At 67.6% G+C, this 14,410-nt stretch carries 14 protein-coding genes, 3 tRNA genes and 1 riboswitch; of the genes, 5 read left to right on the forward strand and 12 right to left on the reverse strand.

The features are described from left to right. Positions 1-75: 75 nt before the first annotated feature. On the reverse strand, positions 76-927 hold the full coding sequence (locus FB475_RS18675; RefSeq protein ID WP_141857504.1) for a C40 family peptidase: 852 nt from the start codon (positions 925-927) through the stop codon (positions 76-78). After that, positions 927-1,118: riboswitch (cyclic di-AMP (ydaO/yuaA leader) on the reverse strand. (Overlaps the previous gene by 1 nt.) Before the next feature lie 271 nt (positions 1,119-1,389). After that, complete coding sequence (locus FB475_RS18680; protein WP_141857505.1) at positions 1,390-2,352, reverse strand: pyridoxal-phosphate dependent enzyme; 963 nt, start codon at positions 2,350-2,352, stop codon at positions 1,390-1,392. 95 nt (positions 2,353-2,447) lie between these two features. Between FB475_RS18680 and FB475_RS18685 the strand changes: the two genes are divergently transcribed. Then, positions 2,448-2,810 carry a YciI family protein gene (locus FB475_RS18685; RefSeq protein WP_141857506.1) on the forward strand — a complete coding sequence of 121 codons (363 nt, stop codon included), beginning with the start codon at positions 2,448-2,450 and terminating at the stop codon, positions 2,808-2,810. 63 nt (positions 2,811-2,873) lie between these two features. Here FB475_RS18685 and FB475_RS18690 read toward each other — a convergent pair whose 3' ends face one another. Beyond that, on the reverse strand, positions 2,874-3,059 hold the full coding sequence (locus FB475_RS18690; protein WP_141857507.1) for a YegP family protein: 186 nt from the start codon (positions 3,057-3,059) through the stop codon (positions 2,874-2,876). Between the two features lie 72 nt (positions 3,060-3,131). Beyond that, positions 3,132-3,818 carry a TetR/AcrR family transcriptional regulator gene (locus FB475_RS18695; RefSeq protein WP_141857508.1) on the reverse strand — a complete coding sequence of 229 codons (687 nt, stop codon included), beginning with the start codon at positions 3,816-3,818 and terminating at the stop codon, positions 3,132-3,134. 95 nt (positions 3,819-3,913) lie between these two features. Between FB475_RS18695 and FB475_RS18700 the strand changes: the two genes are divergently transcribed. From FB475_RS18700 to FB475_RS18710, 3 genes are all read left to right on the forward strand, one after another. Beyond that, positions 3,914-5,338: a DHA2 family efflux MFS transporter permease subunit gene (locus FB475_RS18700; RefSeq protein WP_141857509.1), complete on the forward strand. Its 1,425-nt coding sequence runs from the start codon at positions 3,914-3,916 to the stop codon at positions 5,336-5,338. A 207-nt stretch (positions 5,339-5,545) separates the two neighbouring features. Then, a complete protein-coding gene (locus tag FB475_RS18705; protein WP_238332216.1) occupies positions 5,546-6,556 on the forward strand; it encodes a serine hydrolase domain-containing protein in 1,011 nt (336 codons plus the stop codon). Positions 6,557-6,677: 121 nt separating this feature from the next. Further along, positions 6,678-7,139 (forward strand): GNAT family N-acetyltransferase, encoded by a 462-nt coding sequence (locus FB475_RS18710; RefSeq protein WP_141857511.1) that lies wholly within the window; start codon positions 6,678-6,680, stop codon positions 7,137-7,139. On the opposite strand, the gene FB475_RS18715 is transcribed toward FB475_RS18710, so the two are convergent. From FB475_RS18715 to FB475_RS18730, 4 genes are all read right to left on the reverse strand, one after another. Beyond that, positions 7,089-8,291 carry a hypothetical protein gene (locus tag FB475_RS18715; protein WP_141857512.1) on the reverse strand — a complete coding sequence of 401 codons (1,203 nt, stop codon included), beginning with the start codon at positions 8,289-8,291 and terminating at the stop codon, positions 7,089-7,091. The genes FB475_RS18710 and FB475_RS18715 overlap by 51 nt on opposite strands. Then, on the reverse strand, positions 8,288-9,415 hold the full coding sequence (locus tag FB475_RS18720) for a helix-turn-helix domain-containing protein (protein ID WP_185759301.1): 1,128 nt from the start codon (positions 9,413-9,415) through the stop codon (positions 8,288-8,290). The genes FB475_RS18715 and FB475_RS18720 overlap by 4 nt, the downstream gene beginning before the upstream one ends. A gap of 258 nt (positions 9,416-9,673) precedes the next feature. Next, positions 9,674-10,300 (reverse strand): LysE family translocator, encoded by a 627-nt coding sequence (locus FB475_RS18725; RefSeq protein WP_141857514.1) that lies wholly within the window; start codon positions 10,298-10,300, stop codon positions 9,674-9,676. Between the two features lie 7 nt (positions 10,301-10,307). Beyond that, positions 10,308-11,258, reverse strand: a complete 951-nt coding sequence (locus tag FB475_RS18730) for a phosphotransferase family protein (protein WP_337678210.1) — start codon at positions 11,256-11,258, stop codon at positions 10,308-10,310. 82 nt (positions 11,259-11,340) lie between these two features. Between FB475_RS18730 and FB475_RS18735 the strand changes: the two genes are divergently transcribed. Next, a complete protein-coding gene (locus FB475_RS18735) occupies positions 11,341-12,351 on the forward strand; it encodes a hypothetical protein (RefSeq protein WP_141857515.1) in 1,011 nt (336 codons plus the stop codon). A 395-nt stretch (positions 12,352-12,746) separates the two neighbouring features. Here FB475_RS18735 and FB475_RS18740 read toward each other — a convergent pair. The 4 genes from FB475_RS18740 to FB475_RS18755 all read right to left on the reverse strand — a co-directional run bounded on the left by FB475_RS18740 (position 12,747) and on the right by FB475_RS18755 (position 14,387). After that, positions 12,747-12,822: transfer RNA gene (locus tag FB475_RS18740), tRNA-Phe, on the reverse strand. A gap of 45 nt (positions 12,823-12,867) precedes the next feature. Beyond that, positions 12,868-12,944 (reverse strand) — tRNA-Asp (locus FB475_RS18745). Positions 12,945-13,002: 58 nt separating this feature from the next. Continuing rightward, positions 13,003-13,075: transfer RNA gene (locus FB475_RS18750), tRNA-Glu, on the reverse strand. Positions 13,076-13,211: 136 nt separating this feature from the next. Next, entirely contained in the window at positions 13,212-14,387 is a 1,176-nt protein-coding gene (locus FB475_RS18755) for a hypothetical protein (RefSeq protein ID WP_141857516.1), read from the reverse strand. Between the last annotated feature and the right edge of the window lie 23 nt (positions 14,388-14,410).

A 14,410-nucleotide genomic window follows, 5' to 3' on the forward strand; every position in this document is an offset into this window, starting at 1 on the left:
AGGGACGCTGACGACCGCCCGGCGCCCGCTTGGGGACTGCCTGTACAGGCAGAATGGGCGCCGGCCGGTCAGGACTCAGACCCGCCCGAAGGCGATGCTGCTGGTCCAGATCTTCGCCTTCGCGACCGGGCGACCCGGCTTCGAGGCGTGCCACAGCATGTTGCCGCCGGCGTAGATGCCGACGTGGTACACACCGCCGCCACCGTTGCGGAAGAACACCAGGTCGCCGGGCTTCGCGGCGCTGCGGCTGATGTGCTTGGTCGCGGCGTACTGCTGGCGTGCCGTACGCGGCAGCTTCTTGCCGGCGTACTTGTAGACGTAACCGGTGTAGCCGGAGCAGTCGAAGCCGCGGGTCGTCGTGCCGCCGTAACGGTACGGCGTGCCCTTGAGCTTGGCGGCCTCCCGGAGCACCTTGGCCCGGAACGTCGTCGTACCGCTCGAGGCGCCGTGGTTGCCGTAGAGCACCTTGTGCTTCGCGGCCCAGGTCAGCCGGCCCCAGGTCTTCTTGTCCGTGGTACCGGTGGCCTTCAGGCCCCAGGACGCCTGGAACTTCTTCAGCACCCGGACGGTGCTGCTGCCGAAGTACCCGTCCGGACCCAGGTGCAGGGCCTTCTGGACGTACTTGACGGTCGGGCCGGAGTCGCCGAGCCGGAGGAGGGGCCGGCTCGGGATGCTGGTGTGACCGCGCTGCTGGGCGGCGGTCATGGCGGTCGTCGAGGCAGACGCCGGGGCGGCGGTCGTGGTCAGGCTGAGTGCGGCTCCACCACCGACAGCGAGGCCGACCGAGAGGACGGCGGCTGCGGCCCGGGGAGTCCCCGGACGGGAGGAGCGGCGGTGCTTCGCCAGGGTCCGGCCGGTCGGCCGGTCAGTACTGGACTCAGCGTTGACGGCGCGCGAAAGCGGCGTCCGTCGGGCAGTGACGGGCATGGTTGTCTCCCGACGCCTGTGAAGTTAGCTGTCGGGTTCGGGCTGGGATTCATAGCCCGGTCCGCTCCCGCGGACTTCACCCCAGGGTTTCGACCACTCACGGTCGAGACCCAACTTCCTGGGTCCCCCACCTCCGCCATGGTTGTTCGAGGGGAGCACACGAGCCTGGCGGAGCTCGGCGTTGACTCGTGTGCGATTCGTGTTGGTTACCGAACCGCCGACGACTGTATAACAGAACGATCACGACGCAAACCCTCAGCCCCACAATCTCGTTCTCAAATGGCCCTGAAAGGGCCCCTGACGGCTCAACAAGTGTGGGTGAACAGTGGGTGTCGTGAGCGCGTCTGAGCGGGGCTCAGGCGGGAACTGAGGGGTTCGGTGTGACCTCAGTCACATTCGGTGGTGGCTTTCTGTGACAACGGGCACAGAGGGTGGTCAGGGCACCCTAAAGTCCTTGCGTGTTCAGCTAGTTCCGACCAGCTCGCGGAAGCGTTCCAGGCCCACGTTTCCACCGGAAAGCACCACTCCGACGCGCTCCGGCAGCCCGTGGATCCGCCCGGCAAGCAGGGCGGCCAGGGCGCTGGCCCCGCTCGGCTCGAGCACCACCTTGAGCCGCTCGAAGGCGAACGCCATCGCGGCCACGATCTCCGCGTCGCTGACCAGCTCGAACGACTCGACCAGCTTCCGGTTCACCTCGAACGTCAGCTCGCCCGGCGTCGCGACCGCCTGCCCGTCCGCGATCGTCCGCGGTACGGCGATCTGCTGCCGCTCACCCGCCGCCAATGACCGGGCGTGGTCGTCACCCGCCTCCGGCTCGACCCCGATCATCCGGATCCCCGACGACTTCATCGTCGCGGCGGTCGCGCAGCCGGCCATCAATCCACCGCCACCGACCGGAACGAGCAGCGCACCCAGGTGCCCGACCTCCTCGATCAGCTCGAGCGCGACGGTGCCCTGCCCGGCCATCACGTCGTAGTGGTCGTACGGCGGGATCAGCGTCCGCCCGCGTTCGGCGGCCAACTCGTGGGCCAGAGCGGTCCGGTCCTGCGTGTACCGGTCGTACGTCACCACCTCCGCGCCGTACCCGCGGGTCGCGGCCAGCTTCGTCGGCGGTGCGTCCTCCGGCATCAGGATCACCGCCGGCGTACCGACCAGGCGGGCCGCCAGTGCGACCGCCTGCGCGTGGTTCCCCGACGAGTACGCCGCCACGCCCGCCGCGCGCTGCTCCGGGCCGAGTCGGCTGATCGCGTTATACGCGCCGCGGAACTTGAACGCCCCGATCCGCTGGAAGTTCTCCGCCTTGAGGAACACCCGCGCCCCGACCCGTTCGTCGAGCGTCCGCGAGGTGAGTACCGGCGTACGGTGCGCGACTCCGGCGAGCCGGTCGGCGGCGGCCTGGACATCTGTGAGACTCAGCCCGGTCATGGGAGAAAACTAGGGCATGTCAAGAAGCGGCGTCCCGCTCCGTACTGATGGTTGAAGGCACCCGATCGGCGGGCGCCAGCTCCGAAGGAGACATCGTGAAGTACCTACTGATCCTCAACATCAACACCGAGGTGCTCGAGGCGCTGCCCGAGGAGGAGCAGCAGGCCATCGGTGCCGGGCACCAGAAGTTCATGGACACGATCAAGGCGTCCGGTGAGTTCCACAGCACGGTCGCGCTGACCCAGCCGTCGGAGTCCGCGGTGGTCAAGGTGCGCAACGGCGTGCCGGCCGTGACCGACGGGCCGTTCGTGGAGTCGAAGGAGTTCCTCGGCGGCTTCTACCTGATCGACGTCGAGTCCCGGGAGCGGGCCTGCGAGCTGGCCGCGATGATCCCGGACGCGGGTATCGAGGGGCTCGGCGTGGAGATCCGCGGAGTGGTCTTTTCCGAAGGCGTCTGACTGCTTCGAGCGGAAGGGGGTTTCTCCGGTGCCTCGGAGAAACCCCCTTGTTTTCTTGACGTTTCAGTCGGTCTGGTCGTCGACGTTCGCCTCGGCGGCGTTCCGCTTGATCGAGTCGATGCCGTTCAGCGCGCCGGCCTTGGTCTCGTAGCTCTCGCTGCTGGTGGCGATCACCTCGCCGTTACCCGCCTTCAAGCGGAACCGGAACTCGCCGGACTTGTCCTTGTACAGCTCGAACTTCCCCGCCATTCGATGTACCTCCATAGAGAGTGGTATCGGCTCCGCTTCGGAGCGTAGTCCTCTCCGGCAGGTTCGTCCCGCTCAGACACTCGTTCTCAGCGTAGGCTGGTCGACTACGCCGCGAATGCCGGCGACCACCAGGTCGACGCCGATCGCGTAGTACCGATCGCGGGACGACGGGCAGATCAGCGCGCCGGCGGCCGACGTCACCAGCGGGTACTGCGTGGGCGACAGCGCGCTGAGCGAGGCCCGCTTGCGGCGCAGCGACGCCTCGCGCGCCTCCGGATCGCTCACCTCGCGGGCGACCGGGTCCGTGGTGACGAGCGCGATCAGCGAGCAGATCGACTGCCGGCCGATCTCGGCCGCGTCGTCCACCGAGAAGCCGCCCTCGATCAGCAGCTCCAGTGCCCGCTCGGCCAGTGCCAGACCTGGCGTCGCGACCAGGATCCGCGGCAGCGTGAGGTCCGCCAGCCGCGGATGCGCACGCAGTGCGTCGACGAACGCGGTCAGCAGCGCGTGCAGCTGCTTGTCCCACGGCTCGTCGGTCGGCTCGGGCAGTACGACGTCCGCGAGCAGCCGGTCGCCCAGCGCCGCGAGCAGGTCGTCCTTGTCCTTGAAGTGCCGGTACAGCGCCATCGGGGTGACGTCGTGCTGCGCGGCCAGTTTCCGGAACGAGACCGCGGCCGGGCCCTCGTCGTCGGCAATGGCCAGCGCGGTGTCCACGACGCGCTCCGGATCGAGCCGGCGGGAGGTCTCCTTGGTGATCACGTTGACAAGTCTACACCGTAGACCTAGTGTCTACTCCGTAAGCTTACGGCGTATACATACGGCGTAGACCTGACTAACGGTAATGAGGTACGGCGATGCGACGCAGTCCTTGGGCCACCCTGGCCGTGCTGGCTCTCGCGCAGTTCATCGTGGTGCTCGACGTGACGATCGTGAACGTCGCGCTGCCCCACATCCAGGCGGATCTGAAGTTCTCCGCCGACTCCCTGCAGTGGGTGATCAACGCGTACACCCTGCTGTTCGGCGGCTTCCTGCTGCTCGGCGGGCGGATGGCCGATCTGCTCGGCCCGCGCCGCGTCTTCACCGCGGGCCTCGTGCTCTTCGGCGCCACGTCGCTGATCGCGGGTCTGTCCAACTCGCCCGAGTTCCTGATCGGAGCGCGGGCGGTCCAAGGCCTCGGCGGCGCTCTGCTCTCCCCGGCAGCGCTTGCCATCCTGACGATGACCTTCGCCCACGGCCGCGAACGCAACATCGCGATGGGCGTCTGGGGCGGCCTCGCCGGATTGGGCGGCACGCTCGGAGTCGTCGCAGGCGGCGTACTCGTCGACTCGCTGAGCTGGCAGTGGGTCTTCTTCGTCAACGTCCCGATCGTGATCGCTCTTGTCGTCTTGATCCCGTTCTTCGTGCCTGACCTGCGCCACAGCGTCGGCCGGCGCACCTTCGACACGCTCGGGGCAGTGCTTGGTACTGCTGGGCTGATGGCGGTCGTCTACGGCGTAGTGCGCTCGGAGCCCGCGGGTTGGGGTTCTTTCGAGGTGATCGGCGTACTCACTGCAGGCGTGCTGCTGCTGGCGGCGTTCGTTTTCGTGGAATCACGCTCGGCCGCTCCGCTGGTACCGCTGCGGCTGTTCCGGTCGCGGGCGTTGAGTGTCTCCGGTGCTTCGCTGGCATTGAACGGCGCCGGGTTCCTGTCGATGTTCTTCCTGACCGCGATCTACCTGCAGCAGGTCCGCGGCGACAGCGCGCTCCAGGCCGGCGTCCACTTCCTCCCGATGGGCGGCGCGGCGATCATCGGCGCCGTACTCGCGTCACAACTCGTCCAGCGCCTCGGTACTCGCACGGTCCAGCTGGGCGGTGCCGTCCTGAGCCTCGGCGGTCTGCTCCTGCTCTCACAGGCCGATGCGACCGGCAGCTACGCGAGCCAGCTCCTCCCCGGCCTGATCGTCTTCGGCTTCGGCATCATCGGAGTCGGCGTACCGGGCCAGATCAACGCGGTCTCCGAAGTACGGCCCGCTGAAGCCGGCGCCGCGTCCGGCGTGGTCAACGCGATGTACCAGGTGGGCGGCGCACTGGGCCTGGCGATCGTCACCACCCTCTCCATCACCCACACCACCCACCAACTCACCCACGGCGCCACCCAACTACAAGCCCTCCAGTCCGGCTACGAACGAGGCCTCCTGGCCGCCGCCGTGTTCGCCTTGGCCAACGTCCTCCTCACCCTCGCCACCCCCCAACTCCAACCCACCCAAGCCCAACTAACCGAAGCTACCGTCGCCGCCTAATTGCCCCAGGCAACCATGCTGAGCAGCTGTACGACTTCTCGTACAGCTGCTTTGGCGTTGCTGGAGAACTGGGTGGTTTGTGTAGTCGGCTTACCGGGTGATCCCTGATGTTTGAACGAGCTGTGGAAGGGAGGGTGGGGCAACGGACTAGTGAGGGAGAACGGGATGTTGGCGGCATTGGTGACTGTTGGGGCTTTGGTTTTTGGGATGGGGGGTCCGGCGGGGGAATTGCAGCGGGGGCTTGATGGGGTGGTGGGGATCGGGGCGGTGGCTGAGGTGCGTAGTGGTGGGGAGGTTTGGCGGGGGAGCAGTGGGGTCGCGGAGCTCGGGTCTTCGCGGAAGGTGCCGGTGAACGGACGGTTCCGGGCCGGGAGTATTTCGAAGACGTTTGTCGCCACCGTCGTACTGCAACTTGTCGGCGAAGGGCGGTTGCGGCTCGACGATTCCGTCGAACGCTGGTTGCCCGGCGTCGTACCGAACGGCGCGAATATCACCGTGCGCCAATTGCTCAACCACACCAGCGGATTGTTCGACTACAAGAACACATTGTCGATGCCGCCGAATCCCGAGTTCTACACGTACCAGTACCGCACCTGGACCGCCGCCGAGCAGATCCAGCGGGCGCTCGCGCATCCACCCGTCTTCGACAAACCCGGTACGCAGTTCAGCTATTCGAACACCAACTACCTGCTCGCCGGCGAAATCATCCAGAACGTCACCGGCCGGACGTACGGCGAGGAGATCGAACGCCGCCTGATCCGCCCGCTCGGCCTCGGCGGTACGACGATGCCCGGTACGTCGACGTACCTGCGAGGCCCGCACCTGCACGGGTACGTACCGAAGGACGGCGGGCTGATCGACTTCACCGAGATGAACCCGTCACTGTTCGGCGCGTCCGGCGAGCTGATCTCCACCACGCGCGACCTGAACCGGTTCTTCGCCGCGCTGCTCGGCGGCCGGCTGCTCCCGGCGCCGCTGCTGCACGAGATGAAGCAGCCGGGCGTCGAGGGCGGTACGTACGGCCTCGGGCTGTCCTGGCACCGGACCGCGTGCGGGGTCGAGGTCTACGGCAACGACGGCGACGCGCTCGCGTACCAGGCTTACTCGTACGCGACCGAGGACACCCGGCGGCAGGTCACCATCGCGGTCACGCCGAACTTCAGGACGAACCCCGACGAGTCGGTCGAGGCGTTCGTCGACCAGGCGATCTGCGACTGAAACCGGTCACCGCCGGTGACATTGTGCACTGATCGGTTTGGTGATCCGGCGAAACGGCGACACTGGAGTGGATGCACACGCTGTCCATCTCCCGAAGGGGTCCGGGACCTTGGAACTCGCCATGCTCGGTGCCGATGACTGGCCGCTCGCCCGGGAGGTTCGCCTCCGCGCACTGAAGGACTCGCCGACGGCGTACCTCGCCGACTACGAGGACGAGGTGACCGTCGGTGAAGCCGGCTGGCGCGAACGGTTCCGCCGGATGCAGTGGGTCGTCGCCCGGGACGAGGCCCGCGTCGTCGGGCTGGCGAGTTCGGTCCGGGTGGCCGGGCGGCCGACGTACGAACGGCACATCGAGTCGGTCTGGGTCGACCCGCGGTACCGCCGCAACGGCGTACTGCGGGCGATCCTCGGCCGGCTCGCCGACGAGGAGCCGGACGTCACCGAGTGGCGGGTCTGGGTGCTCGACACCAACGCGATCGCACGGCAGGTGTACGAGCGTCTCGGTTTCAGCCCCACCGGAGAACGTCAGCTGCTAGCAGACGGCTCCGGCCGGCGCGAGATCCGCCTGCGATTCGGTCGGTAGGCCGTACCCGCAGGAGATCCAGTTCGGCAGCTGCAGCTCGGCCAGCGCGTCGCGGTCGTTCAGGCCGGTCGGCAGGTGGTGGTACATCTTCTGCCAGCGCTTCTCGTCCTGCTGCCAGCTGTCGATGAAGTCGGCGCACAGGTCCGGAGAGATGCCGGCGGCAACATTCTGCGCGGTCAGCAGCGACGTCCGCATCCGGTCGTACTCGTCGTGCAGCAGCCGGTGCTCCACCTGCTCGAGCCGGGTGATCGTCTGCTCGATCGTGTCGAGGCGGACGTCCTTGTACTCCTTCCAGTGCCCGGCGCTCATCGCCGTGACGAGGTGGTCGTCGAAACCCTGCGGCCCGCTCTCGAGCGCGGCGTACAGGCCCTCGGCCAGCAGGTCGCCGAACTCCTCGCGGGCGGCGCGCAGCGGATCCGCGAACGGATCGTACTGCAGCTGGCTGACCTCGCCGATCTTCGGCAGCGCCCGCTCCGCGGCGTGCCGGGCGAAGAAGAACCAGTCCTCGTTGTACACATCGGCGAAGAACGACAGGTCCGGGGCGCGCAGGTTGACGCCGAGCGTCGCACCGCTGACGAACACGTCCTGCCGGAACCCGACCCGTCGGCGCGCGTGGCAGACGACCGAGTTGTCCGGGAACTGCCGGCTCACCATCGACGCGACCGGATGCCGGTCGAGCTGGCCGGCCAGCCGCCGGACGTCCCAGGACTTGAGCGCCCGGATGTCGTCGTCGATGAACATGATCTTGTGCCACCCGCGCAGCCGGCCCAGCAGCAGCCCGATGTTGCGCTTCGCGCTGAGATCGCTGGTGCGGTTGGCCGAGGCCTCCTGGAACCGCTCCGCCGACGTCAGCGGCGGCGCGCACGGCGGCCGGTAGTTCTCGGGTACGTCGATGACGAGCGCCTGGGCGCCGAACGTCTTCTTCACCCGCCGAACGACCTGCTCGATCTGCGCCTGGCGGCTGCACAGGATGACGAGCGGTACGTCGAGCCGGGCCGCCAGCGAGATCACGGTCTGCAGCTCGGACGCGGGGCGCGCGGCGGGTACGACGATCGCGTCGGGAGCGGCGTTGGCGGAGGCCGGTAGCGCGGCGGAGCCGTCGCAGAGCAGGCCCGCGTGGGACGACTGGATGTGTCTGGACCGGCGGCTCATTCGTCCTCGTCCTCCGGAGACCACTCGAACAACCGGTTCTCCGGAATCTCCAGGTCCGGCGTGACCGCCTCGCCGTTGACCACCGGTACGCGCATCAGCAGGCCGAAGACGCCGCCCGGGAACCTGTTCGCCAGGTAGGCCTCGTTCCGCTCGCGGACCGAGTCGTCGGTCAGCGTACGGACCGCGCCGAGGACGCCGCGGCTGTAGACGCCGTTGCAGATCGTGATGGTCCGGCTGTGGTTGAACGGGTTGGGGAGCCGGGCGAACAGTGCCACGTCCTCGACGAGTTCGCGCGGGGTGTCGCCGCGCCAGGCGTCCTGGGCCTGCTCGGCCTCGAGCTCGGCCTTCGAAGGAGCCTCTTCGACCACCGGCTCCTTGCTCTCTTCCCAGACCGGCCGGTACTCGCGGCCGTCGCGGGACCGGAAGATCTCACCGTCGGCCAGATCCGGGACCGACATCTGCCGGATCGGCAGGTTGTCGAGGACCCGCAGCAGGCGGCTGGTGACGCGGTTCCAGGCGATGCCGCCGATCAGGATCAGATGGCCGGACAGGTGGTCCGCGCTGACCTCCGACGGCAGCCGGTGCCGGACCCGGAGTTCCGGGTTCGAGGCGCGGACGTGTCCCCACATCTCGATCAGCGCGTCGAGGTCGGCGTACTTGTACAGCTTGGTGAAGTTCGGGTTGTTCTCCTGGCCGAGGCTCGAGCGCCCGTCCTCCGGTACCTCCGGACAGATCAGCGTGATCCGGCCGGACTCGAAGTCGAAGGTGTACGAACTGCTGGACTGCGGCCGTCCGGTCTGGTGCTGGCGGATCTCGTCGCGCAGGTTGACCAGCTCGCGGTGCAGCGAATTGAAGCGCTCGCGGTGCGCGGGCGCCAGCTCCTGCTCACGCGGCACCCGTTTCGGCGCCGGGGAGCTGGCGAAGAGCAGCGCGTACGCACGCAACCGCTCCTCCGGCGGGAGCTTCGGGTTCGACTGCGACTCCCACGAGCTGATCGTCGCCACCGCGACCCGGCCGTCGCCGACGCTCAGGGCGTTCGACAACTCCTTCTGCGTGAGTCGCTCGGACTCTCTTAGCTCACGGAGCCGCCTGGCGAGTCGTACGGCCTCTGGAGAGGGCGCCACTGTCACTCCCGTAATGGTCAACCAAGTGTGGGTGCGCCAACACCCAGCTCTACCGACTTCACCGAGCCCTGCTGTACCGCACGCCTCCGAGGGTTACCCGGAAGCCTTTCCGTCGCACGCCTGCTGGGCCCTGCCACGCGGTTCGTCGCCCCATTGCTCCTGACAAACTGGCGATTGACCGTAGTACACCGTAGCTCTACCGTAGTACCGAAGTCGACCTGAAGCCAACTGAAGCCACACGCCACGCCGCTGACGGGTTCAGACCGCGGGGCGTTCGACGGCGAGTCCGACACCGAAGGCCGTCAGGATCGCGCCGCCGGCGCGCAGAATCACGCGCGTTATCCGCGCATCGCGCAAGAGTTTCGTCGCGGCGCTGAAGACCAGGGCGTAGGAGACCAGCGACAGGAAGCCGATCCCTGCGAACACCGCACCGAGAATCAGGGTGTCGACCGGCCGCGCGCCGTGGTGGATGAACTGCGGGATGACGCTGGTGAAGACGATCACGGTCTTCGGGTTGGACAGATCGCTGACCAGACCTTCGCGGAACGCGCGGACGCGGCTTCGCGGTTTGCCGGTCAGTACTGCCGTATCTGGGGACGTGATGGTTCCACGGGTCAGCAGGAGCTTGATGCCGAGGTAGATCAGGTACGCGGCTCCGACGTATCGGACGACGTCGAAGGCGATCTGCGAAGACACGAGTACGGCGGTCAGGCCGGCAACCGACGCCAAGGCCCACACCAGATCGGCCGTCAGGACGCCCAACGCGGTGACGAGCGCCGGGCCGCGGCCACGAGCGACCGCACTCTTGAGAACGAGCATGACCGCGGGTCCCGGAATGATGACGAGAACCACGGACAGCGCAGCGAATCCGAGTATCGATGACATGAGCGCATTATCGCCGCGCCATCAGCTCGTCGAGGGCCCGATGGCCGCGCTCGACGACCCCTGGAACGACACCGTGACGCCCGTGACCGATGGGGAACTCGAGCATCAGGAGGATCTTGGTCGCCGTGAGTACTGCGGCCCCGTGCCAGCCGACCAGGTCGAGGATCGTCTCCCACAGTCGCCTTCGGACTCCGTCCAGCTGTGGATCCTCGAACGTGTGCCACTGCAGGGTGTTGAGATCCGTTGCCCGTGTACCGCTTCCGGCATTCCCGATATCCACGACCGCCACGACGGCCCCGTCGCGGACGACGACATTGTCGGGCTTGAAATCGGCATGAACCATGTCAGGCGCTTCCCTTGGCGGCGAAGCGTCGGCACACATGCCTCGCAGCCGCTCGACGAGCCCTGACACCCCAGATGAATACCCCGAAAGCCCCGCCACAGCCCTCGACAAGCTCGGGGCCAAGTCCTGACCGAATTCCTGCCCGGTAGCGAGCCGCCAGGCATACGCCCAATGATCGTAGGGCTCGGAGGCTTGACCGGCTTGGAGTTCGTTGATCTCCATCAACTGCTCGACGATGGACGGGGTCAGCTCTTTTACGGGATTCCCATCAACAAAGTCGATCAAGTGCCACACATGACTGTCCGTCGCCCCCACCGCGAGCCAGGCCGGTGTGGGATAACCGCGCCCACGCATGTGCTCGACAATTCGCTGCGCTCGCAATGACTCGTCCAACTGGTCGGAACGCACCCGAGGCCATGCTTTCAGTACCGCCTTTGCCTCGCCGTCCAACTGGACCCGGATGGCCCCAACATCGAGGCCTCCCGGTAGTCGACCGAGAAGACTGACCTCTACCCCAACCGCCCTGCCTACATCATCCAGAACCCCGCGCGGCAGCCCTTCACCTCTCACTGCGGCATCACGAGCTACCTCTCTCCGGCCGATCACCACCAACACGGTAGCCGCCTTGGGGACCGCGGCCCTGACCCGAAGCGGTGGTAGTCGTTGAGCGACCCCCGCCGGAAAGACAGGGACGACGATGACCGACGCGCCTTTCGAAAGCTCTCGGCCGTACTACGAGAGTCGCACGTGGCCGAGCATGTACGGGCGATGGACGTACGCCGCGTTGTGGCGCGACGAGTCCGGTGCGTACAACCTGACCCCGGTCGGACCGTCCGTGCGCTCGCGTGACAACGTACCGCGCTTCGACGGCGACCTGCGGTCGATCGGGCAGAGCAGGCCCGACCCGGCCACCATTTTCGACCGCGATACGCGACCGAACCCCGACGTACGGCCGTCTGACCGGATGCCGGAGGACACTTGGGTGCTGGCGGTGATGTCGGAGAACCCCGGAGAGGTTCCGCACTACCGGTTCACCCCGTGCGGACCTGTGCGCTCGGGCGACCCGCTACCGCTCGTCGAGCGGCTGCACTTAGAACGCGCCGAGGGCCCACTGCGCGCAATGGACAACGGGCTCGGCCGGACCTCGCTCCCGGACGAACTGGCAGCCGATGGCACGACCTTCACTCCGCGGAGCGCCTGGGAGCGAACCGGCGCCCAGCCCTCGTCGAGAAACTGGCGGTACGCGGCGTTCTGGACCGACTCGTCCAGCGAGACACGCGGTGAAGTGCTTCGGTATACGCCATTGGGTGAGCCGCAGCAGACCCGCGACGTGCGACCGGTGTGGGACGGCGGCGTGCGCCCGGTCGTGCCGACACCCGCCGGGATGGAACCCCTTAGGCAGCAGGCATGGTCGTCCGATCGGCTCCCCTCGGACGAGTGGGTGCTGGGCGTCGTGTCCGAGACGCCCGGACAGATACCTCCCGTCACCTTCGCCGTCGCAGGAGACACCCGGTACGGCGACCCGCGCCCTGTGGTGCGCGCCCTACTCCACGAGGCCACGACCGCCCGACCAGCCGCAGACACCACCATCGGCCTGACCGGCGTAGCCCGCGCCGCCGACATCGCCCGCCCAGCAACCACCCCAACAGCAACCCAAGACCCAACCCGCAAACCCAGCCCAGCAAAAGACCCCCGCACCCCCATCTAGTCCGGGCGCCCACCAACTCGCGGAGGATCGCCAGACAACATCGCTGGACGAGCAGGAGAATCGGCCAAGAAACCGCAGGTACTAAAGGTTGGCCAGGTACGCCCTCGAACCGCCGACCTTCCGCCGTCAGCTCGACCGCACATCCCACCGGCGGCAACAGATGGCCTGCTGACACAGGGTTTCCGTCGTACGGCGGTTGTGGCTAGCGGCTGGTGTTGCTGGAATCGCTGGACTCCATCGCCAGAAGATAAGCGCATGAACTTCGACACCACGAGTGAGCGCGAGTTCGCGTGAGCTGGTTCACGGTGTGGGAGGTGGCCGGCGGGGCGGTGGAGGCGCGCGCTACGCGCGCAAAACGCGGGCGGTAGCCCGCAGTTCGCCGAGCGCTGGGTGGATGGTGGTCAGGGGCGGTCTCGAACCGCCGACCTTCCGCTTTTCAGGCGGACGCTCTACCAGCTGAGCTACCTGACCGGGGAGAAAGTTCGGCGGCGGTGTTTGGACACCGCCGCCTTCTCCTGGCGACCCAGACGGGACTCGAACCCGCGACCTCCGCCGTGACAGGGCGGCACGCTAACCAACTGCGCCACTGGGCCTTGCGACTCGATGATCTTACAGCATCTTCGAGCTAGGTTTTGCACCGGCCTTCGGCCGTATCCCCAACGGGATTCGAACCCGCGTTACCGCCTTGAAAGGGCAGCGTCCTAGGCCACTAGACGATGGGGACTCGGACCCGCGGGAGCCGAAGCTCCAGGGACAGCCGTAAGCATAGAGGAGACCGCGCCAGCTTCCAAAACGAGTTCCCGGACAGGCGAAAGGGGGGTGCCGTGCGCCGCAGGTGGTCGGCGCACGGCACCCGGGAATCAGCTGGTCGCGTCAGGAGCGATCAGCTGCGGGTAGTACGCCTTGAACAGCCCGGCGAACGTCTGCGCGGGCAGGATGTGGCCGCGGGGCAGGGTGGTTGCCGCCAGGCCGGATCCCCACTCGGCCGACCGCATCCGCTGGTTCGGCGTTCCGTGGTGGCCGGCGCCGGTGAAGCCGCAGTCGCCCAGCTGGTAGAACATCTGGCCGAAGTCGCGCACGCGCTGCCAGTTCATCGCCTCGCCGCGCGCGTGGGTGAGGAAGTACGCGCTGAACGAGTCCGCCATCAGCTCGGCCCACCGCGACGCCTCAGGCGCCGGCAGGTCGGGGCGCATCAGGCCGTCGGCGTACTGCACCTGGTGGCCGTACTCGTGCCCCAGGATCGCGGCCGGTGCCACGTCGTCGAGGCCGACCAGCTTGAACCCGTCGAGTACGCCGTCGCCGTAAGCGATCCGCCGCGGCGACTTCCCGTACCCGGGGATGTCCTCGCCACCAGGAGCGGCGTACGCGTTGAACGTGAACAGCGGGAGGTCGCCGTACCCCAGCGTCGCGCTGTTGAGCTCCCGGGCGACCAGGTCGGCCGAGACCCGCGACGCGGCCGGGTTGGCGCCGTAGAGCACGGTGAACACCCGGTAGTCACGGTCGGCGTCCAGCATCACCCGGCCGTGTGCCGGGACCAGCTCTATGTCGCTGCTGTCGATGTCCCAGAAGCCCTTCAGGTCCTTGAACGTCTTCTCGACCTTGTGAGTGAACTCACCTCGCGCGCCGTAGGTGAACGGCCCGGTCTGCGGGAAGTAGACCGCGTCCATCAGTGCCATGTCGAAAAGCAGTACGTGCAGCACCGCGAGCCGCTGCTCGAACGTCCAGGTGCTCAGGTCGGGCATGATCGCCGCGACGACCGGCGGGGTCGCGGCTGAGCATTCGTACTGCGTGGGGTCGATCGCCGCGAGCAGGGCGTCCCGCACCGGGCTTTCGCCCAGGCCGAGCCTGGCCCGGCCGGCTTCGGCCGCGGCACGCATCGCGGGCAGGTTGTCGACGACCTGCTGGACCTCGGGGGACAGGTTCTGGGGTACGGCGCTCTGCGCCGCAACGGGGGCGGGCGTCGCGGTCGCGGGGATCGCGACACCGAGCGACAGGCCGACGGCGGCGACTGCCGACCAGACGATGCTCTTTCTCATCAAGTGCTCCTAGGGGGACGGAC

Source organism: Kribbella jejuensis, from assembly GCF_006715085.1.
Lineage (GTDB): Bacteria > Actinomycetota > Actinomycetes > Propionibacteriales > Kribbellaceae > Kribbella > Kribbella jejuensis.